We start from the raw sequence: 19,051 nt of genomic DNA, 5'->3' as shown, positions 1-19,051 counted from the left end.
CATGGCACTTTCCCCGCTCAACCAGCGCCGCTGGCGCAATTTCCGGGCCAATCGCCGGGCATTCTGGTCGCTGATCCTGTTTACCACGCTTTTCGCGCTGTCGCTTTTTGCCGAAGTGATTGCGAATGATAAGCCGCTGCTGATCAAATTCCGCGGCGAATATCGCGTGCCGATCACCACCTTTTATTCTGAGCGTGATTTCGGCGGCGATTTCGCCACCGAGGCCGTCTGGCGTGACCCGGAGGTGCAGTGCCTGATCGCCACCGGCGGGGCAGAGCTTTGCCTCGATGCCCCCGAAGAGGCGATGGAGGCGGCAAAATCCGGGCGCATTGAGGGGCAGGCCATTGAGCCTGGCTGGGCAATCTGGCCGCCGATCCCCTTTAGCTACAATACGATCTCTGACCTTGGTAAACCCGCGCCCTCGGCGCCCGATGCGCAGCACTGGCTGGGGACGGACAACACCGCCCGCGACGTGCTGGCCCGGGTGATTTACGGCTTCCGCCTCAGCGTGGCTTTCGCGCTGCTGGTGACGGTGGCAACTTCGGTCGTCGGCATCACTGCGGGGGCCGTCCAGGGCTATTTCGGTGGCTGGCTGGACCTTTTGTTTCAACGGCTTATCGAGCTTTGGGGCTCGGTTCCGTCGCTTTACATCATCATCATCGTGGCCGCGATCTGGCCGATGAACTTCTGGCTTCTGGCCGGGTTGATGACGCTGTTTGGCTGGACCGCGCTGGTGGGCGTCGTGCGGGCTGAGTTCCTGCGCGCGCGCAACTTTGAATATGTCCGCGCGGCCCGCGCCCTGGGCGTGCGCGACCGCACCATCATGTTCCGCCACGTGCTGCCGAATGCCATGGTGGCGACCGTTACCATGCTGCCCTTTGTGGTCACCGGCACCATCGCGGGGCTGGCGGGCCTTGATTTTCTGGGCTTTGGCCTTCCGGCTTCGGCGCCCAGCCTTGGTGAGCTGACCTTGCAGGCCAAGCAAAATCTTCAGGCCCCCTGGCTCGCGTTTACCGCATTTTTTACATTTGCTCTCATGCTCAGCCTTCTGGTGTTCATCTTTGAAGGTGTGCGTGATGCGTTTGATCCCCGAAAGACGTTCCGATGACGGATCCGGCTCTGTTGCAGATCGAAAACCTGACCGTCTCGTTTCGCCAGGACGGGCGTCTTGTGCAGGCCGTCCGCGGCGTCAGCTTTGCCGTGGGCCGGGGTGAAACCGTAGCTCTGGTGGGGGAATCAGGTTCGGGTAAATCGGTGAGTTCGCTGGCAGCGGTTGGGCTTTTGCCCGACAGCGCGGGTGTTGCAGGCTCAATCCGCTGGCGCGGGGCTGAGATGGCGGGGGCTTCGCCGGAAGTTCTGCGCAAGTTGCGCGGCAATGAAATCAGCTTCATTTTTCAGGAGCCGATGACCTCGCTGAACCCGCTCCACAGTATTGAGCGCCAGATTGCCGAGGCACTGGCCCTGCACCAGGGCCTGCGCGGTGATGCCGCCCGCGCAAGGGTGCTGGAGCTTCTGACCAAGGTCGGGATCCGGGATCCTGAGAGCCGAGTTTCGGCCTATCCCCACCAGCTTTCCGGCGGGCAGCGGCAGCGCGTGATGATCGCCATGGCACTGGCCAATGGCCCGGAGCTGCTGATCGCGGATGAGCCGACGACGGCGCTTGATGTGACGATTCAGGCGCAGATCCTGGAGCTTCTGGCCGATCTGAAGCGCACTGAGGGGCTGAGCATGCTCTTTATCACCCATGATCTGAATGTGGTGCGCCGCATCGCGGATCGGGTCTGCGTGATGGAAAAAGGCGTGATCGTTGAGCAGGGCCCGACGGCTGAGGTGATGGCCAATCCGCAGCATCCCTATACGCAAAAGCTGCTTGCCGCAGAGCCCTCGGGCGCGCCGGCGCCCCTGGCCGCAGATGCGCCGGATGTGCTGTCGACCGAAGGGCTGCGCGTCTGGTTCCCGATCACCAAAGGCTTCCTGCGCCGGACGGTGGGCCATGTGAAAGCGGTGAATGAAGCGACGATCCGGCTGCGTGCCGGGGAAACTCTTGGGATTGTTGGCGAATCTGGTTCAGGTAAAACCACTCTGGCACTGGCAATCCTGCGGCTGATCCGGTCTGAAGGGCCAATCGTGGTGCTGGGTCGTGAGATTCAGGGGCTGTCTGAAGAGGCTCTGCGCCCGTTGCGCCGCCAGATGCAGATCGTGTTCCAGGACCCCTTCGGCAGTCTGTCGCCGCGCATGACGGTGGGGCAGATCATCGCCGAAGGACTGGGCGTTCACGGCGTGCCCGATGGGCGCAAAGCCGAGGAGGTGGTGGCTGAAATCCTGCGCGAAGTGGGCCTCGATCCCGCCATGGCCAGCCGCTATCCACATGAATTTTCCGGCGGGCAGCGCCAGCGCATCGCGATCGCCAGGGCCATGGTGCTGCGCCCCTCGGTCATGGTGCTCGATGAGCCGACATCGGCTCTGGATATGACGGTGCAGGTGCAGATCGTCGATCTGCTGCGCAGCCTGCAGGCGCGCTATGGTCTGGCCTATCTGTTCATCAGCCACGATCTGCGGGTGGTGCGGGCGATGTCGCACCGCATCATGGTCATGCGGGCCGGCGATGTGGTGGAAGAGGGCACGGCAGAGGCCATCTTTGAGCGCCCGGGCGCGGATTACACCCGTGCTCTCATCGCGGCTGCTTTGGGATAAGGGCGCGCTGCGGTGAAAATTCTGTTTGTTCATCAGAACTTCCCCGGCCAGTTCCTTCACCTTGCGCCTGAATTGCAGCGCCGCGGCCACCAGGTTCTGGCGCTGACCGATGCGGTCAACACCCGCGCCTCTCCGGTTCGTGTGGTGCGCTACCACGCCCCCGCGGAGGCGCCGGATCCCGTCGCCTGTCGTCTGGGCCGGGCCTATACCGAGGCATCGGATCGCGGGGTGGCGGTGGCACGGGCTGCGCGGGCTCTGCGCGACCGGCACGGCTTTGTGCCCGATGTGATCTTTGGCCACTCCGGCTGGGGCGAGACACTTTTTCTGAAAACCGTCTGGCCCGAAGCGCGGCTGCTGATCTATGCCGAGTTTTTCTATCAGTCTGAGGGCGCGGATACGGGCTTTGACTCCGAGTTTGAGAGCCGCCCTGATTTTGAACGCGCCATCGTCACAGAGGCCCGCCGCACTCATCTGGCGACCGCGCTTCTGGGGGCGGATGCCGCTCTGGCCCCGACGCAGTGGCAGGCCTCGACCTTCCCGCCCGCGCTGAGGTCGTTGATTGAGGTCGGCTTTGATGGCGTGGATACTGACCTCGTGCGCCCGGATGGAACGGCCAGGCTGACCCTGCCTGACGGCAGGCCTCTGCGCGCCGGGGATGAGGTGTTAAGCTTTGTGAACCGCAACCTTGAGCCGTATCGCGGCTGGCACATCTTTGCCCGCGCTTTGCCTGCCGTGCTGGCGGCGCGGCCCGAAGCGCGGGTCGTGATCGTGGGAGGGGAGGGCACCTCCTATGGCGCCGCTCCGCCGCAGGGCAGCTGGAAAGAGGTTCTGCTGCGTGAGCTTGAGGGCCGGATTGACCTCACGCGGGTGCATTTTACCGGCAGGCTGCCCTATGCGGACTTCCTGCGACTGATGCAGATCACCCGGGTCCACGCCTATCTGACCTACCCCTTCGTGCTCAGCTGGTCGATGGCTGAGGCGATGGCCGCGGGGGCTTTGGTCGTCGCCTCCGACACGGCCCCGGTGCGGGAGTTTGTCACCGATGGCGTGACGGGGCGGCTGGTGGATTTTTTCGATGTCGCAGGCTGGAGTGCGGCCCTGACCGAGGCGCTTGCCAATCCGGCGGCTGCTTTGCCGCTTCGCCGCGCCGCGCGCGGGCATATGGTGGCGCATTACGATCTGCGGCGGGTCTGCCTGCCACAGATCGTGAAATTTGTTGAGGCTCAGACGGCGCCGCGCTCTCCGCGCAGCCAGATCAGCGCCAGAACCCCAAGCAGTGCAGAGCCCAGCATCACCAGCTGAAGCGGCAGCGGCGAGGTTGCTCCGGTCAGCACCACGCCTGCCAGCGCCGAAAGCGCCGCTCCGCCGCCGATCGTCAGCGCACTTCCCAGACCTGAGGCAGAGCCGATCAGATCCGCGCGCACCGACATCATTCCCGCTGAGGCCGAGGGCAGCGCCAGCCCGTTGCCCAGTCCCACCAGCGGCATCAGGCCAAAAATGGTCAGCGGCGAATGGATCCCGATCAGGGATGTCAGCACCATCAGCGACACCCCCGACAGCGTGATCAGATTGCCGGTTACCACCATTTTGAACACGCCAATCCGCCCCGAAAGCCGGCCGGAGAGGAAATTTCCGATCAGATAGCCGATTCCGGGGGCCGCCATATAAAGGCCCAGCCTCGAAGGCTCCAGGTGATAGACCCGGCTGCCGATGATCGGCGCGCCGCCCATAAAGCAGAAAAACGCGCCCGAAGTGGCCGCAGCCGCCACAGCATAGCCCCAAAAGCGGCCCGATTTCAGCAAAACCGGATAGGCCCGAAGCTGCGCCCCCATTGTGGCCTGCCGCACCTGCAGTGTCTCGCCCAGATCGCGCCAGATCAGGAAAAACACCACACAGCCCAGCAGCGACAGCGCATGAAGGCTCGCCTGCCAGCCGAAAATTTCCCCCAGAAACCCGCCGAAGGTCGGAGCCAGCATCGGCACCAGCGACATGGCCATGGTCACATAGCCAATCATGGAAGCCGCCTGATCTGCGGGCACCATATCGCGCACAATCGCCCGACTGAGCACGATTGCAGAGGCGATGACCGCCTGCAGCATCCGGAACAGCAGGAAGGTCCCCATGGTCGGCGCGAAAGAGGCCGCCACAGAGGCGATAATGAAGATCACCGCGCTGACCAGCAGGATCGGACGGCGGCCATAGCGATCAGCCAGCGGACCAATCACCAGCTGCATCACCCCGCTGACCGCCAGATAAAGCGAGACCGTCAGCTGCGCCTGGGCGGGCGTGGCATTGTAATGCTCGGCCACCGCCGAAAGGTTCGGCAGAAAGATGTTCATCGTCGCCGCCGAGACCCCCGCCATGAGGATCAGCGTGCCGATATGAGGCGGGGTCCGGGGGTTCAGAAAAACCGCTTTGGGGCGAGATGTCTCAGTCATGGCTCATGGCTACGCCCTGCGACTGGGCTTGTCGAGTGATCTCAAAGTGCGGCTGTTGAAATCCCTTCGCGCCCGGCTGCGGGGGCGAAGATCATGTTCTCTATCAGGGAAACGGCGGCGTTTCCGTCCGGCAAATCGCCACTCAGCGCGGTGCGCAGATAGACCCCGTCGATCAGCGCGCCGGTGGCGGTGGCCAGTTCCGGCGCGCGCGGGCCGGTGAGCGGGCGCAGACAGCAGAGCAGATTGGATTGCAGGCGACGCTCATAGATCGTCAGCAGGCGGCGGGCCTTTGGCACCGCCCGCGCCATAACCCAAAAGGTGAGCCAGGCCGAAATGATCTCACGACGGAAATTTTCCGGACCAAAAGAGGTGTGCAGAATTACCCGCAGCCGCCGGGCCGGATCCTGAACCCCGCGCAGCGCGGCGCGGATCTCAAGGCAATACTGGGTCAGCACATCGCGCATGGCGGCCAGAAGGATTTCTTCTTTTGAGCCGAAGTAATGATGGGCAAGGGCCGAAGAAACACCCGCGCGGCGGGCAATCTGGCTGACGGTCACATCCAAAGTGGACGACGCCCCGATCTCTTCGATCGCGGCTTTCACCAGTGCAGCCTTTCGTATAGGCTCCATCCCGAGCCTGGGCATCGGCATCTCCTGCAGAATCGCCCAGACCAGATAGCCACATCTTTATTGACTCGTCAATCAACTAAAACGACCCGGAGATTTCTCATGACCCTGCGCCGCCTGATGCTTGCCACTGCCCTGATCGGCGTCTCTGCGCCTGCTTTTGCGGCCAGCTGCGATAAAATCGTGCTCTCAGAGCCGGGTTGGACGGATATTGCGGCAACCACCGCCTCGGCGAGCGTGATTCTTGAGGCGCTTGGCTATGAGACCGAGACCAAGGTTCTGGCGCTGCCGGTGACCTTCGCGGGTCTGGCGAAGGGCGATCTGGATGTCTATCTCGGCGCCTGGATGCCGACGATGGAAGCCGATCTTGGCCCCTACCGCGACAAGGGCGAGATTGACGTGGTGCGCACCAATCTGACCGGCGCGAAATACACGCTCGCCGTCAATGAGGCGGGCGCGGCGCTTGGAATTAAAGACTTTGCAGATATCGCGGCGCATAAAGACGCGCTGAACGGCAAAATCTACGGCATTGAGCCGGGCAATGACGGCAACCGCATCATTCTGGAGATGCTGGAGGGCGATGCCTTTGGTCTGAAAGGCTTTGAGATCGTCGAAAGCTCAGAGCAGGGCATGGTGGCCGAAGCCGCGCGCGCCACGAAATCCGGCAAGCCGATTGTGTTTCTCGGCTGGGAGCCCCATCCGATGAATGCCAATATGGCGCTGACCTATCTCACCGGCGGGGATGCGCATTTCGGCCCCGACTTCGGCGGTGCCGTGGTCGACACCACCACGCGCAAGGGCTATGTGGCGGAATGCCCGAATACCGGTAAGCTCCTGCAAAATCTGGAATTTACGCTCGCGATGGAAAACGAAATTATGGGTGCGATCCTGAACGAGGGCACCGAAAGCCGTGACGCGGCGAAGGCCTGGCTGAAAGCCAATCCCACCGCCTGGGAGGCCTGGCTCGACGGCGTGACCACCAAAGATGGTGGCGATGCCAAGGCCGCTGTGGCGGCTGCACTGAACTGATGCGACCGGCCTCAGGCGGCGGTCTGCCGCCGCCTGTGTGCTGACGGGAACGGATGCGATGGACTGGATCACCGGAACGAAAATTCCTGTCGGTAAGACCGCCAAGACGGTCTTCGACTGGATGACGGACAATCTGACGGGGGTGTTTGACGCCATCTCCGCAGCCCTCGAAGGCATGATCGCGGTCATCCTTGCCTGCCTGACGCTGCCGCCGGATGCGCAGCCTTTTTCCGGCGCTTATGAGCCGCTTTACCCGGCGGCCTGGCATCCGCTGCTGGTGATCGCGGTCTTTGTGGGGCTGACTTATGCGCTGCAGCGCAGCTGGAAGCCCTGTCTGCTGGTGGCCGCCGGCTTCCTGTTTATCCTGAACCAGGGCTATTGGAAGGCCACGGCGGAAAGTCTGACGCTGATCCTGTCGGCCTGCGTGGTCTGTATGGCGATCGGCGTGCCGCTGGGGATTGCGGCGGCGCATCGGCCAAAGCTTTACCGCGTGATGGCGCCGGTTCTGGATCTGATGCAGACGCTGCCGACCTTCGTCTATCTTATTCCGGCTATTGTGTTTTTCGGCCTTGGCATGGTGCCGGGTCTGATCGCCACGGTGGTCTTTGTGCTGCCCGCGCCGATCCGGCTGACGCGGCTGGGGGTGGTCTCCACCCCGCCCGCCCTGCTGGAGGCGGCAGAGGCCTTTGGCTCCAGCCCCTGGCAGAAACTGCGCAAAGTGGAGTTGCCTTCGGCCTGGCCGCAGATCATGGCGGGGCTCAATCAGACCATCATGCTCTCGCTGTCGATGGTGGTGATTGCGGCTCTGGTCGGGGCCAACGGCCTTGGTGTGCCGGTGGTGCGCGCGCTGAATACCGTGAATACCGCGCTTGGCTTTGAGGCCGGGCTGATCATTGTGGTCGTGGCCATCGTGCTCGACCGCATGCTGCGTACAGGAGCGAAGTGATGAAACCGGTGGTGGAATTCGACCGCGTCTCGGTGGTCTTCGGCGATCAGCAGGCAGAGGCGCTGGCCCTGATGGATCAGGGGCACTCGCGCGAAGAGATCAAATCCCGCACCGGTGCGGTGGTGGGCGTGCATGACGTCAGCCTGACGGTGCAGGAGGGCGAGATCCTTGTTCTTATGGGACTTTCCGGCTCGGGCAAGTCGACGCTTCTGCGCGCGGTGAACGGGCTATTGCCGGTCGCGCGCGGTGAGGTGCGTCTGCGCCACCGCGGCACTCTGGCCGCGGTCAGCCGCGCGGGGGGCGCGGATCTGCGGTCGATCCGGCGCGAAAGCGTGTCGATGGTGTTTCAGCAGTTCGGCCTGCTGCCCTGGCGCAGCGTAACGGAAAACGTGGCCTTCGGCCTGGAGGTCGCGGGCGTTCCGGAGGCTGCGCGGCGCGATAAAGTGCGCGCCCAGCTTGCGCTTGTGGGTCTTGCCGACTGGGCGGACCGCAAGGTCAGCGACCTGTCGGGCGGGATGCAGCAGCGCGTGGGTCTGGCGCGGGCCTTTGTGTCTGACGCGCCGCTTTTGCTGCTGGATGAGCCCTTTTCGGCGCTTGATCCGCTCATTCGCAGCCGCCTTCAGGATGAGCTGCTGGAGCTGCAGGCGCGGCTGAAGCGGACGATGATTTTCGTCAGCCACGACCTTGATGAGGCGTTTCGCATGGGCAACCGCATCGCTCTGATGGAGGGGGGCCGCCTGGTGCAGGTCGGCACCGCGGCTGAGATTGTTGCGGATCCGGCAACGCCGGGGGTGGCGGAATTTGTCTCCCACATGAACCCGCTTGATGTGCTTTGCGCCCGCGATCTGGCGGAGCCGGGTCTGGCGGGGGAGGGCACTCCGCTGGAAGGCGCGACCCCGATCCGCAAGGTCATGGACCGCCTTCTGAGCGCGGAGAACCCGGTTCCGGTCATCCAGGGCGGGGCGCTGATCGGCGCGGTCAGCCCGCGGGCCGTGCTTGCAAGGCTGGCGCGGGCTGCCTAAGACTTGCCTTTGCAAATCCTGTCGCGGGATTTGCAAAGGGGGGCGGAATGGCGGTTCAGAAACTCTATGCCGGGGCCAAGCTGCGCGAGATGCGCAGCCGTATGGCCCTGTCGCAAAAGGCTTTTGCTGAGAAGCTCGGGATCTCGCTGCCCTATCTCAACCAGATGGAGCACAACCACCGCCCGGTCTCGGCGGGGGTGGTGCTGCGGCTGGCGCAGGAGTTCGGCTTTGATGTCACCGAACTGACCACCGGCGATACCGAACGGCTGCACTCTGATCTGCGCGAGGCGCTGTCGGATCCGGTCTTCACCTCCGGTGTGCCGGCGCAGGCCGATCTGCGGCTGGTGGCCTCCAATGCCCCGGCGGTGGCGCGGGCGCTGCTGGATCTGCACCGCGCTTACCGTCAGGCGCATGAGCGGCTGGCCTCTCTGGATGAGGCGCTCGGGCGCGAAGACCGCCACGCGACCCCCTCGCCCTGGGAAGAGGTCCGGGACTTTTTCCACTATTGCGACAATTACATCGATGCCGTCGACCGTGCTGCGGAGCGCTTCGCCAGGGCGGCCGAGGGGCGTGATCTGGTGGCCGTGGTCGCAGAGGCGCTGGCGAAACACGGCATCACGCTGGAGATCCGCGAAAGCGCATTGGTGCGGGCCTATGACCCGGAAACCCGCCGCCTGACCATTGCCGCCCGCGCGCCCGAAGCCACGCGGCGCTTTCAGCTGCTGCATCAGCTGGCGCTGCTGACCCAGGATGACCTGCTGGAGGCCATGCTGGATCTGGCGCGCTTTCAGACGCCCGAGGCGCGGGGCATCGCCAAAATCGGCCTTGCGAATTATTTCGCCGGGGCCGCGCATCTGCCCTATACCGCCTTTCTCACCGCGGCGCGGGAGATGCGCCATGATCTGGAGCGGCTGGCCGATCACTTTCAGGCCTCGATTGAGCAGGTGGCGCACCGCCTTTCGACCCTGCAGCGCCCCGGCATGAAGGGCATTCCGTTCTTCTTCGTGCGGGTGGATCAGGCGGGGACCATCACCAAGCGTCACTCGGCAACGCGGCTGCAGTTTGCGCGGTTTGGCGGCGCCTGTCCGCTTTGGAACGTGCATCAGGCCTTTGAGACGCCCGGGCGGTTTCTGCGCCAGCTGGCCGAGACACCGGATGGGGTGCGCTATCTCTCGCTCGCCCGCGATGTGACGAAATCGGGTGGAAGTTTCTCGGCCCCCGTGCGCCGTTTTGCGATCGGGCTGGGCTGTGAGATCAGCCATGCGGCCCAGGTGGTCTATTGCGATGGCCTTGATCTTTCAGGACGATTCGAGCCGATCGGCATCTCCTGCCGCATCTGCGAGCGGCCCGATTGTCACCAGCGCTCGGTGCCCCCGCTGGAGCGCCGTCTGGTTGTGGATCCCGACCGGCGCGGGGTGCTTCCTTACGGCATTGCGCCCTGAACCGGCGGGCTGCGGCGGCTTTTCGCTGCGGTGCGGAAAGAAAAGCGGCGGCTCCCCGCAGAACCCACGCGGTTGTGTTATCTTTCCCCTTTTAAAAAAGGTAAAAAGAGCGCAAATGCGCCGCCGAAGCGGCCTGTCCGCAAAAAAGAGTTGAGCAGTCTTTGATGGAAACCGAAGCCCTTGCCATGGCGCAGGAGATTGATTTCTCCCTGATCGCGCTTTTCGCCCGTGCCACCCTGACCGTGAAGCTGGTGATGCTTCTGATGATCGGGATGTCGATCTGGTCCTGGGCGATTATCATCCAGAAACTGGTGCTCTTTCGCAAAGCCCGCGCTGAGGCGCAGCAGTTTGACGCCGCTTTCTGGTCGGGCGAGCCGCTGGATGAGCTTTATGAAGCAGTCGGGCCGGAGCCGCAGGGCGCATCCGAGCGCATCTTTGCCGCTGGCATGACCGAATGGCGCCGCAGCCACCGTCAGGACGGCGTGCTGATCGCGGGGGCTCAGGCGCGGATCGACCGGGCGATGGATGTGGCGATTGCACGCGAATCAGACGTGTTGAACCACTCGCTTCAGGTGCTTGCGACCACCGGGGCCACCGCGCCCTTCATCGGTCTTTTCGGCACCGTCTGGGGCATCAAACACGCCTTTGAGCAGATCGCCATCGCGAAAACCTCTGATCTGGCGGTTGTGGCACCCGGCATCGCTGAGGCGCTTCTGGCGACCGGCATCGGCCTTGTCGCCGCTATTCCGGCGGTTGTGGCCTATAACAAGCTTTCTGCCGACAGCGAGCGGATTACCGGCAATTATGGTGCGTTTGCGGATGAGTTTTCGACCATCCTGTCGCGCCAGCTTGATTCGGCGGCCTGAGCCATGGGCGGCGGTGTCGTTCAAAAAGGCGGCGGCGGGCGTCGGCGCGGGCGTCGCTCGGGGGGCGGCAGCCGTCCGATGGCTGAGATCAACGTCACGCCCTTCGTGGATGTGATGCTGGTGCTGCTGATCATCTTTATGGTGGCGGCACCTATGATGACCGTGGGTGTGCCGCTGGAGCTGCCGAAAACGGCGGCCCAAAGCATGCCGACAGAGCAGGAAGAGCCGCTGACCATTTCGCTGACTGCCGATGGCGGGCTGACCATTCAGACCACTGCCGTCACGGATGAAGAACTGATCCCGCGCCTTCAGTCGATCATGACCGAAAGGCGCTCCAATAAGCTGTTCATCCGGGCGGATAATGGTGTGAATTACGGTCGCGTGGCAGAGGTCATGGGGGCGCTTCAGGCGGCAGGCTTTACCAGCCTTGGCCTGGTGACCGACCCCAATGGTCCGCGCTTTGGGGCGACGGGCGGCTGATCATGGAGAGCCGCAAGCCTCTCATTTTCTCGGCTGCCGGTCACAGTCTCGTCATTCTCTGGATGGCGGTGGGCGGCTTTTTCACGCCGCGCGACCGCGAAACCGAGATCAACGTGACCCAGGTCTCTCTGATGAGTTCAGAGGAATTTGAGGCCATGGCCGCTGCCGCGCCCGCGCCCTCGGATGACCCTGCAGAAGAACCGGCTGAGAATGCCCCGCCGGCGACCGCCGCGCCGCCCGCCTCGCGCCCGCCGCAGGCCCGGCCTGAGCCTGCCGCTGAGGTGCCGGAGCCGGCGGCCCCGCCGCCGCCGCCCGTTCCCGAAGACCTCCCGGTGACGCCCGAGCCTCCCGCGCCCGAAGAGACCCGGCCTGCCGTGGTCACCCCGCCTCGCGAGACGCCGCCGGTCGAGCGTCCGCAGGAGGCCGCTCCCGTTATTGCGCCCGAGCCGCCGATGGAAGCGGTGAAAGAAAGTCCGCGCCCGCGTCAGCGCGCCGTGGACCGTGTGGCCGCCGAGGCCGCACCCGCGCCGCCGCCGGAGGCAGAGCGCGCGCCCGAGGTGCAGGCCCCGCCGCCCGAGCCGGTCGCAGAAGAGGCCCCGGTGAAGCCCGAGCCGCCGAAGCCTGCCGCAGCGCCGGAAGAGGCCACCACCCGCACGGTGACGGAAGCCACTGAAATCGCGCAGGAAGACGCAGCACCAAAGACCATGGCGCCCGAGGCCTCGCGCCGTCCGCCCTCGCGCCCCGCACGGCCTGAGCGCACGGAGACGGCGGCTGCCGAGACGCCTGCACCGGCAAAGCCCGCCGAGACGCCGAAGCCTGCCCGCAATGATGCGGCCGCCGATGCCATCGCGGCCGCCGCGGCGCAGGCGGCGGCAGATGCCATCGCTTCAGCCGCCGCTGAGGCGGCTGCGGCGGCCGCGGCCCAGGCGACTAAGCCTGAGCGCACGGCCTCTCGCCCCTCGGGCAGTGGCACCGGGGGGGCAGGGCGTGCCGCTTCGGGTCCGCCGCTGTCGTCGGGTGAGGTGGATGCGCTGCACCGCGAGATCTCGAAGTGCTGGGGTGTGGGCTCTGCCTCCACCGATGCCATGAGTTCGGTGATTGAACTGCGCGCGCATATGCGCCCCGATGGCGGGGTGGAGCGGGTCGAGATGCTGTCGGCCAACGGTCCTTCCGAGGCGGGCAATCGCACCGCCTATGAAACCGCACGCCGCGCCGTCATGCGCTGCGCGCAGAATGGCGCACTGCCTGCGGATAAATACAACCACTGGCAGCAGATCGACATGACGTTTGACTATAACGCCATGCGTCTGCGCTAGACTGAGAAAGCCGTTCTGGCAAAGACGTGACTGGAACCTCTGCCCCTTCCTTTGCATTCTGAAAGGGGCAGGAACTGATCAACAAGGGCCGGGTAAACCGGGGTGGGATATGAAAGTGATGCGCGTGAACGTCGCAAAGCGGCTGATGGCGGTGATGCTTGGCATCGCGCTGGCCGTGCCGTTTCTGGGGGCCGCACCGGCTGAAGCACAGCTGAAGCTGCGCTTTACCGATGGTGTGATTGAGCCTCTTCCCTATGCCCTGCCGCGCTTTATCGGCGAGGGTGGCGCAGGCGAGGTGGCGGCGAATATCTCGTCGCTGGTCGCGCAGGATCTGAACGGGACCGGTCTTTTCCGGGAAATCCCGGCTTCGGCGCATGTCTCGCAGGTGGTGAGTTTTGATTCGGCCGTGCAGTATCAGGACTGGCGCGCGATCAACGCAGAAGCGCTGATCACCGGGGCCGTCTCGGTGCAGGGCAGCCGGCTGGTGGTGAAATTCCGGCTCTTTGACGTGGCTTCGGGCCAGCAGATGGGCGAGGGGCTGCAGTTCGCGGGCACCACGCAAAGCTGGCGCCGCATGGCGCATAAGGTGGCCGATGCCGTCTATGCCCGGATCACCGGCGAAAGCGGCTATTTCGACAGCCGGATTGTCTTTGTGTCGGAATCCGGCCCGAAGAATGCCCGCGCCAAACGTCTGGCCGTGGCCGATTATGACGGCGCGAACCAGCAGTTCCTGACCGACAGCCGGGCGCTGGTGCTGGCACCGCGCTTCTCGCCCCAGGGCGACCGGATCCTTTACACCTCTTATGCTTCGGGCTTTCCGCAGATCGTTTTGATGGATGTGGCCTCCGGCGCGCAGCGTGCGCTTGGCAATCTGCCGGGCGAGATGACCTTCGCGCCGCGCTTTGCCCCCGACGGGCGCACGGTCGTGTTCTCCTCGGCGCAGGGCGGCAATACCGACATTTACCGCATGGATCTGTCGTCGGGCTCCAGCGTGCGTCTGTCGTCCGCGCCCTCGATTGAGACGGCGCCGAGCTTCTCGCCCGATGGCAGCCAGATTGTCTTTGAGTCCGACCGCACCGGCGGCAGCCAGATCTATGTGATGCCCGCCTCGGGCGGTGAGCCGCGCCGCATCTCATCGGGCAAGGGCCGCTATGGCACCCCGGTCTGGTCGCCGCGGGGCGATCTGATTGCCTTTACCAAGCAGCTCGATGGCCGTTTCCACATTGGCGTCATGCGCACCGATGGCACCGAAGAGCGTCTGCTGACGGCCTCGTTCCTTGATGAGGGTCCGACCTGGGCGCCGAACGGCCGCGTCATCATGTTCACCCGTGAGAATGCCGGTGAGGCTGGCGTGCCGGGGATCTTCTCGGTGGATATCACGGGCCGCAACCCGCCGCGTCAGGTGCGTGTGCAGGGCGGGGCATCGGATCCGGCCTGGTCGCCGCTGCTGCCGTAAGGCAGAGCCGCTGACTAAAATTCAGTCTCCTGCGCGCGGGCGTTTCCCAGAGGCGCAGGATGATGCTAAAAAGGCCCAAAGCCGCTGTGCCGGGTGGCCGCAATAAGGAACAGACCATGCGCATTCTGACGAAAGCCGCACTGCTGATGACCGTTCTGGGTCTCGCGGCCTGTAACAACCCTGACCGCTTTGGGGCTGGTGGCGCGGATGGCGCTTACGGCGCAGGCGGCTATGGCGCCGGTGGCCAGGGCGGCGGCTTTGGCGCGGGCGGTGTGGACAGCACCGGCCTTGGCGATCCGAACGATCCGCGCTCGCAGGCTTATTTCCAGCAGCGCGTCGGCGACCGCGTGCTCTTTGGCTATGACCAGCACACCGTCTCGCCGGAAGGCCGCTCGATCCTGAGCGCACAGGCGGGCTGGCTGAACTCCAATCCCTCCTATGCGATCATCATGGAAGGCCATGCCGACGAAAAAGGCACCCGCGAGTATAACATTGCGCTTGGGGCCCGTCGTGCCGCTTCGGCGCAGCAGTTCCTGATCTCGCAGGGGGTGAACCCGAGCCGCGTCCGCACCATTTCTTATGGCAAAGAGCGCCCCGTCCAGGCCTGCTCGGATGAGGCATGCTACGCCCAGAACCGCCGCGCCGTGACCGTTCTGTCGGTCGGCGCAGGCAGCTGATGATGAAGGCGCTGCGCGGCGCTGTCGCCGCTTTCAGCCTGGCCCTGATGTTCGCCCCCCTGCCGGGGGCGGCGCAGTCACGCCAGGAGACGCTTGCGGATGTCCGCGCGCAGGTCACTCAGCTGGGCAATGAAATGGCCTCGCTGAAGGCCGAACTGATGAGCACGGGTGCGGTGTCGCGCCCGGGCGGTGCCACGATCCTCGAACGGCTTGAGGCCATCGAGCTGGAGCTGATGCGCCTGACGGGCCGCACCGAAGATCTGGAGCTGCGCGTGAACCGCGTGGTGAATGACGGCACCAACCGTCTGGGCGATCTGGAATTCCGGATCGTCGAGCTGGAGGGGGGCGATGTCTCCTCCATCGGCTCCTCCGCCCCTCTGGGTGGTGACAAGCCCTCCGCCGCGGCTCCGGCTGTTCCGGCCCCCCAAGCGAAGCCTGCAGCAAATGATCAGGCAACTCTCGACCGGGCCCGGGCGGTGCTCGGTCAGGGTGACTTTCGCGCCGCCGAAGACCTCCTTGCGACCTTTGCGCAATCCTTTCCGGACAGCGAATTAAGCGGCGAAGCGCTGTTTCTGCGCGGCGAGGCCCTGGAGGGTCTTGGCGATCAGAAGGCCGCCGCGCACAGCTATCTTGAGGGCTTTTCGTCTTATCCGGCGGGCCCGCAGGCGGCAGAGTCGCTCTTTCGGCTGGGCCGCGCCCTCGGGCGGCTGGGGCAGGTGAATGAGGCCTGCATCACGCTGACGGAAGTGGGGCTGCGCTATCCCGGCCATCCGGCCGAAGATCAGGCCTATGCCGAGCGCCAGGCGCTGCAATGCCCCTAGAGGCGGCAAAGGCCGCCCTTCTGGCGGTCATGGAAGATACCCGCGCCCGGGGCCTCACGGCTCTGGGCGCTGCCGTATCGGGCGGCGGCGATTCTCTGGCGCTGCTGGATCTGGCGATCCCGCTGGCGCGGGGCTGCGGCCTGCGGCTGGAGGCGGCGACGGTGGATCACGGGCTGCGCCCCGAGGCGGCGGCGGAGGCGCGGATGGTCGCCGGCTTCTGCGCCGCCCGTGGCCTTCAACACGAAACGCTGCTCTGGCGGCGGGGGGAGCCTGCAGGAAATCTTTCCGCAGAGGCGCGGGCAGGGCGCTATGCGGCGCTGGCATCCTGGGGGAAAAGGCGGGGGCTTGCGGCCATTCTGGTCGCGCATAACCGCGAGGATGTGGCGGAAACCTTTCTGATCCGCCTCGGCCGTGCCGCAGGGCTGGACGGTCTGGCCGCCATGGCTCCCGGGTTTCACCGCGAAGGGATGCGCTTTTTGCGCCCGCTGCTCGACACCCCGCGGGAGGTGCTGCGCGCGCATCTGCGCGGGCAGGGCATTGCCTGGGCGGAAGATCCCTCGAACGCAGACACGGCCTATACCCGGGTGAAGATGCGCCGCCTGCTTGAGGATCTGGCTGCGGCGGGCATCACCCCCGCTGCCATCGCCCAAAGCGCCCGCGCCCTTGCAGACACCCGCGCCTGGGCCGAGCGGCAGTTAAGCGCCGAGTGGCAGACCCGCGTGCAGGTCCAGGCCGGAGATCTGTTGATCCAGGGCCTGCCTGAGGACGATGAGGCCGCGCGGCGGCTGCTGGTGGCGGCCATTCGGATCGTCGGGGCCAGCCCCTTTCCCCCCCGGCGCGAGGCCCTCGCCCGTCTGCGGCAGGGCCTGGAGGCCGGGGTCGTGCGGCAGACGCTGGCAGGCTGCCTTGTGACCCGGAAAAAGGGCGTTCTGCGGATCGCGCGGGAACTTCAGGCGGTGCGGCCTCTGACATCCTTTGCGGCGGACTGGTGGGACGGGCGCTGGCAGATCGGCGGCATCTGGCCCGAGGGGGCCCTGACCGCCCCGCTGGCAGAGGGGATCACGCAGATTAAAGACTGGCGCGATTTTAGCCCGCTGCCGCGCGACTCGCTGATGGCGGGGCCTGCGCTCTGGTGCAAAGGTGCTCTGATTGCGGCTCCACTGGCCCGCCCTGAGCCCGATTACCGGCTTCTTCTGCGGAAAGGCTTCGGCTCTTTGCCGTTCCTGCATTGAACCTTGCGTTCTAATCTCTATTTTAACCCGCAAGGGGCAGGCTTTGCCGGCCCGGCTATGGGAGATTACTTTGGGCAACGCACGCAACATCGCTTTCTGGGTCGTGCTTCTGGTACTGATCGTCACCCTGTTCTCGGTCTTCGGTGGCGGGCAGACCACGTCGTCGTCCCGGCAGCTGTCCTACTCGGAGTTTATGCAACGGGTTCAGGATGGCGCGGTGACGGCTGTCACGCTCGACGGCGAAAAGGTTGAGGTGCAGGGCAAGGATGGCGCACGCTATTCGGTGGTCCGTCCGGAAGGCGAAAACATCGCCGACAAGCTGATCGCAAGCAAGGTAGAGGTCCGGGCCGTTCCGCAGGAACAGTCGGGCTTCATGTCGCTGCTGTCGCTTTGGATGCCCTTCCTGATCCTGATCGGCATCTGGATCTTCTTTATGAACCGTATGCAGGGCGGTGGCCGTGGCGGCGCCATGGGCTTTGGCAAATCCAAGGCCAAACTGCTGACCGAGAAAAACGGCCGCGTCACCTTTGACGATGTCGCCGGCATCGACGAGGCCAAGGAAGAGCTGGAAGAGATCGTGGAATTCCTGCGCAATCCGCAGAAATTCTCGCGTCTGGGTGGCAAAATTCCCAAAGGGGCGCTGCTGGTGGGCCCTCCGGGCACCGGTAAAACCCTGCTGGCCCGCGCCATTGCCGGCGAAGCGGGTGTGCCCTTCTTCACCATCTCGGGCTCGGATTTCGTTGAGATGTTCGTGGGCGTCGGCGCCAGCCGCGTGCGCGATATGTTTGAGCAGGCGAAGAAAAACGCGCCCTGCATCGTGTTTATCGACGAAATCGACGCCGTGGGTCGTGCCCGGGGTGTCGGCATCGGCGGCGGCAATGATGAGCGTGAGCAGACCCTCAACCAGCTTCTGGTTGAGATGGACGGCTTTGAGGCCAATGAGGGCGTGATCATCGTCGCGGCCACCAACCGCAAAGACGTGCTCGACCCGGCTCTGCTGCGTCCGGGCCGCTTTGACCGTCAGATCCACGTGCCGAACCCGGATATCAAGGGCCGCGAGAAGATCCTCGCCGTTCATGCCCGCAAGGTTCCGCTGGGCCCCGATGTCGATCTGCGCACCATCGCGCGCGGCACGCCGGGCTTCTCGGGTGCGGATCTGATGAACATCGTCAACGAGGCGGCGCTGCTGGCCGCGCGTGTCGGCCGCCGCTTCGTCACCATGGACGACTTTGAAAACGCAAAAGACAAAGTCATCATGGGCGTGGCCCGCCGCTCGATGGTTCTGACGCCGGCGCAGAAAGAAATGACCGCCTATCATGAGGCTGGCCATGCCATCGTTGGCATGAACCTGCCGAAATGTGACCCGGTCTATAAAGCGACCATCATCCCGCGCGGTGGCGCGCTTGGCATGGTTGTCTCGCTGCCCGAGATGGACCGCCTTGAGTTCCACAAGGATGAGGCCGAGCAGAAGATCGCCATGACCATGGCCGGTAAAGCGGCTGAGATCATCAAATTCGGCGATGAGCGCGTCTCGAACGGTCCGACCGGTGATATTCAGCAGGCCTCGGCGCTGGCGCGTGCGATGGTCATGCGGTGGGGCATGTCGGATCTGGTCGGCAATATCGACTATGCCGAAGCCCATGAAGGCTATCAGGGCAATACCGGTGGCTTCTCGGTCTCGGCTGAGACCAAAAAGCTGATCGAGGCCGAAGTGAAGCGCCTGATCGACACCGGCTATGAGACGGCGCGTCGTATCCTTCTGGAAAAGAACGACGATTTTGAAAGCCTCGCTCAGGGTCTTCTCGAATATGAAACGCTGACCGGCGATCAGATCCGCAAGGTAATCGCGGGTGAAGCGCTCGACAGCGAGGACGACAACGATGCGGGCGGTCTTTCCAGCCTGACCGCCATTCCGAAGACCCGTCCGCGCAATGAGGGCGGCATGGAGCCTGAACAGCTGGCATAAGCTGCGGAACTTGCCTGAAATTCGGGCCGTCGCGGGATTT

Annotated in this window: 17 protein-coding genes; 15 read left to right on the top strand and 2 right to left on the bottom strand. The window is 64.6% G+C overall.

Annotated features, from left to right (window positions below; translation table 11 throughout):
• The first annotated feature begins 1 nt into the window (after nt 1).
• From EG244_RS08340 to EG244_RS08330, 3 genes are read left to right on the top strand one after another with little or no spacing between them, the layout of a single operon-like run.
• On the top strand, nt 2–1,108 hold the full coding sequence (locus tag EG244_RS08340; protein ID WP_124964546.1) for an ABC transporter permease: 1,107 nt from the start codon (nt 2–4) through the stop codon (nt 1,106–1,108).
• Entirely contained in the window at nt 1,105–2,694 is a 1,590-nt protein-coding gene (locus EG244_RS08335; protein WP_124964545.1) for an ABC transporter ATP-binding protein, read from the top strand. Before EG244_RS08340 ends, EG244_RS08335 begins: the two co-directional genes overlap by 4 nt.
• 12 nt (nt 2,695–2,706) lie before the next feature.
• Nucleotides 2,707–3,996: a glycosyltransferase gene (locus EG244_RS08330; protein ID WP_124964544.1), complete on the top strand. Its 1,290-nt coding sequence runs from the start codon at nt 2,707–2,709 to the stop codon at nt 3,994–3,996.
• Here EG244_RS08330 and EG244_RS08325 read toward each other — a convergent pair.
• Complete coding sequence (locus EG244_RS08325; protein ID WP_124964543.1) at nt 3,918–5,132, bottom strand: multidrug effflux MFS transporter; 1,215 nt, start codon at nt 5,130–5,132, stop codon at nt 3,918–3,920. The two genes, EG244_RS08330 and EG244_RS08325, sit on opposite strands and share 79 nt — an antisense overlap.
• Before the next feature lie 41 nt (nt 5,133–5,173).
• The gene (betI, locus tag EG244_RS08320) at nt 5,174–5,776 is read right to left on the bottom strand and encodes a transcriptional regulator BetI (protein ID WP_124964542.1); all 603 of its coding nucleotides are present in this window, start codon (nt 5,774–5,776) and stop codon (nt 5,174–5,176) included.
• A gap of 84 nt (nt 5,777–5,860) precedes the next feature.
• Here betI and choX point away from each other — a divergent pair, with 84 nt between their 5' ends.
• From choX to ftsH, 12 genes are all read left to right on the top strand, one after another.
• Entirely contained in the window at nt 5,861–6,787 is a 927-nt protein-coding gene (gene choX / locus EG244_RS08315) for a choline ABC transporter substrate-binding protein (protein ID WP_124964541.1), read from the top strand.
• A gap of 58 nt (nt 6,788–6,845) precedes the next feature.
• Nucleotides 6,846–7,733 carry a choline ABC transporter permease subunit gene (choW, locus tag EG244_RS08310; RefSeq protein ID WP_124964540.1) on the top strand — a complete coding sequence of 296 codons (888 nt, stop codon included), beginning with the start codon at nt 6,846–6,848 and terminating at the stop codon, nt 7,731–7,733.
• Nucleotides 7,733–8,755: a quaternary amine ABC transporter ATP-binding protein gene (locus EG244_RS08305; protein WP_124964539.1), complete on the top strand. Its 1,023-nt coding sequence runs from the start codon at nt 7,733–7,735 to the stop codon at nt 8,753–8,755. Before choW ends, EG244_RS08305 begins: the two co-directional genes overlap by 1 nt.
• Before the next feature lie 47 nt (nt 8,756–8,802).
• Entirely contained in the window at nt 8,803–10,197 is a 1,395-nt protein-coding gene (locus tag EG244_RS08300; RefSeq protein ID WP_124964538.1) for a helix-turn-helix domain-containing protein, read from the top strand.
• Between the two features lie 164 nt (nt 10,198–10,361).
• Nucleotides 10,362–11,063 (top strand): protein TolQ, encoded by a 702-nt coding sequence (tolQ, locus tag EG244_RS08295; RefSeq protein ID WP_124964537.1) that lies wholly within the window; start codon nt 10,362–10,364, stop codon nt 11,061–11,063.
• 3 nt (nt 11,064–11,066) lie between these two features.
• A complete protein-coding gene (tolR, locus tag EG244_RS08290; protein WP_124964536.1) occupies nt 11,067–11,543 on the top strand; it encodes a protein TolR in 477 nt (158 codons plus the stop codon).
• A 2-nt stretch (nt 11,544–11,545) separates the two neighbouring features.
• Nucleotides 11,546–12,859: a hypothetical protein gene (locus EG244_RS08285; protein ID WP_124964535.1), complete on the top strand. Its 1,314-nt coding sequence runs from the start codon at nt 11,546–11,548 to the stop codon at nt 12,857–12,859.
• A gap of 118 nt (nt 12,860–12,977) precedes the next feature.
• Nucleotides 12,978–14,315, top strand: coding sequence for a Tol-Pal system beta propeller repeat protein TolB (tolB, locus tag EG244_RS08280; protein WP_124964627.1), 1,338 nt, complete (start codon nt 12,978–12,980; stop codon nt 14,313–14,315).
• A gap of 116 nt (nt 14,316–14,431) precedes the next feature.
• Entirely contained in the window at nt 14,432–14,992 is a 561-nt protein-coding gene (gene pal / locus EG244_RS08275; RefSeq protein ID WP_124964626.1) for a peptidoglycan-associated lipoprotein Pal, read from the top strand.
• On the top strand, nt 14,992–15,813 hold the full coding sequence (ybgF, locus tag EG244_RS08270; RefSeq protein WP_325050387.1) for a tol-pal system protein YbgF: 822 nt from the start codon (nt 14,992–14,994) through the stop codon (nt 15,811–15,813). The genes pal and ybgF overlap by 1 nt, the downstream gene beginning before the upstream one ends.
• Nucleotides 15,804–17,045: a tRNA lysidine(34) synthetase TilS gene (gene tilS, locus EG244_RS08265; RefSeq protein ID WP_124964534.1), complete on the top strand. Its 1,242-nt coding sequence runs from the start codon at nt 15,804–15,806 to the stop codon at nt 17,043–17,045. Before ybgF ends, tilS begins: the two co-directional genes overlap by 10 nt.
• Before the next feature lie 70 nt (nt 17,046–17,115).
• Entirely contained in the window at nt 17,116–19,011 is a 1,896-nt protein-coding gene (ftsH, locus tag EG244_RS08260; RefSeq protein ID WP_124964533.1) for an ATP-dependent zinc metalloprotease FtsH, read from the top strand.
• Nucleotides 19,012–19,051 lie beyond the last annotated feature (40 nt).

The sequence above is a fragment of the Falsigemmobacter faecalis genome, from assembly GCF_003863335.1.
GTDB classification, from domain to species: Bacteria; Pseudomonadota; Alphaproteobacteria; order Rhodobacterales; family Rhodobacteraceae; genus Wagnerdoeblera; species Wagnerdoeblera faecalis.
The sequence above is the reverse complement of the archived record's forward strand: the minus strand, read 5'-3'. Positions and strand labels throughout refer to the sequence as shown.

What these genes read in the sequence shown, in the direction of transcription:
- EG244_RS08340 (WP_124964546.1), top strand. Translation starts at nt 2, where the DNA reads ATGGCACTTTCCCCGCTCAACCAGCGCCGCTGGCGCAATTTCCGGGCC.
- EG244_RS08335 (WP_124964545.1), top strand. Translation starts at nt 1,105, where the DNA reads ATGACGGATCCGGCTCTGTTGCAGATCGAAAACCTGACCGTCTCGTTT.
- EG244_RS08325 (WP_124964543.1), bottom strand. Translation starts at nt 5,132, where the DNA reads ATGACTGAGACATCTCGCCCCAAAGCGGTTTTTCTGAACCCCCGGACC.
- betI (WP_124964542.1), bottom strand. Translation starts at nt 5,776, where the DNA reads ATGCCCAGGCTCGGGATGGAGCCTATACGAAAGGCTGCACTGGTGAAA.
- choX (WP_124964541.1), top strand. Translation starts at nt 5,861, where the DNA reads ATGACCCTGCGCCGCCTGATGCTTGCCACTGCCCTGATCGGCGTCTCT.
- choW (WP_124964540.1), top strand. Translation starts at nt 6,846, where the DNA reads ATGGACTGGATCACCGGAACGAAAATTCCTGTCGGTAAGACCGCCAAG.
- EG244_RS08305 (WP_124964539.1), top strand. Translation starts at nt 7,733, where the DNA reads ATGAAACCGGTGGTGGAATTCGACCGCGTCTCGGTGGTCTTCGGCGAT.
- EG244_RS08300 (WP_124964538.1), top strand. Translation starts at nt 8,803, where the DNA reads ATGGCGGTTCAGAAACTCTATGCCGGGGCCAAGCTGCGCGAGATGCGC.
- tolQ (WP_124964537.1), top strand. Translation starts at nt 10,362, where the DNA reads ATGGAAACCGAAGCCCTTGCCATGGCGCAGGAGATTGATTTCTCCCTG.
- tolR (WP_124964536.1), top strand. Translation starts at nt 11,067, where the DNA reads ATGGGCGGCGGTGTCGTTCAAAAAGGCGGCGGCGGGCGTCGGCGCGGG.
- EG244_RS08285 (WP_124964535.1), top strand. Translation starts at nt 11,546, where the DNA reads ATGGAGAGCCGCAAGCCTCTCATTTTCTCGGCTGCCGGTCACAGTCTC.
- tolB (WP_124964627.1), top strand. Translation starts at nt 12,978, where the DNA reads ATGCGCGTGAACGTCGCAAAGCGGCTGATGGCGGTGATGCTTGGCATC.
- pal (WP_124964626.1), top strand. Translation starts at nt 14,432, where the DNA reads ATGCGCATTCTGACGAAAGCCGCACTGCTGATGACCGTTCTGGGTCTC.
- ybgF (WP_325050387.1), top strand. Translation starts at nt 14,992, where the DNA reads ATGATGAAGGCGCTGCGCGGCGCTGTCGCCGCTTTCAGCCTGGCCCTG.
- tilS (WP_124964534.1), top strand. Translation starts at nt 15,804, where the DNA reads ATGCCCCTAGAGGCGGCAAAGGCCGCCCTTCTGGCGGTCATGGAAGAT.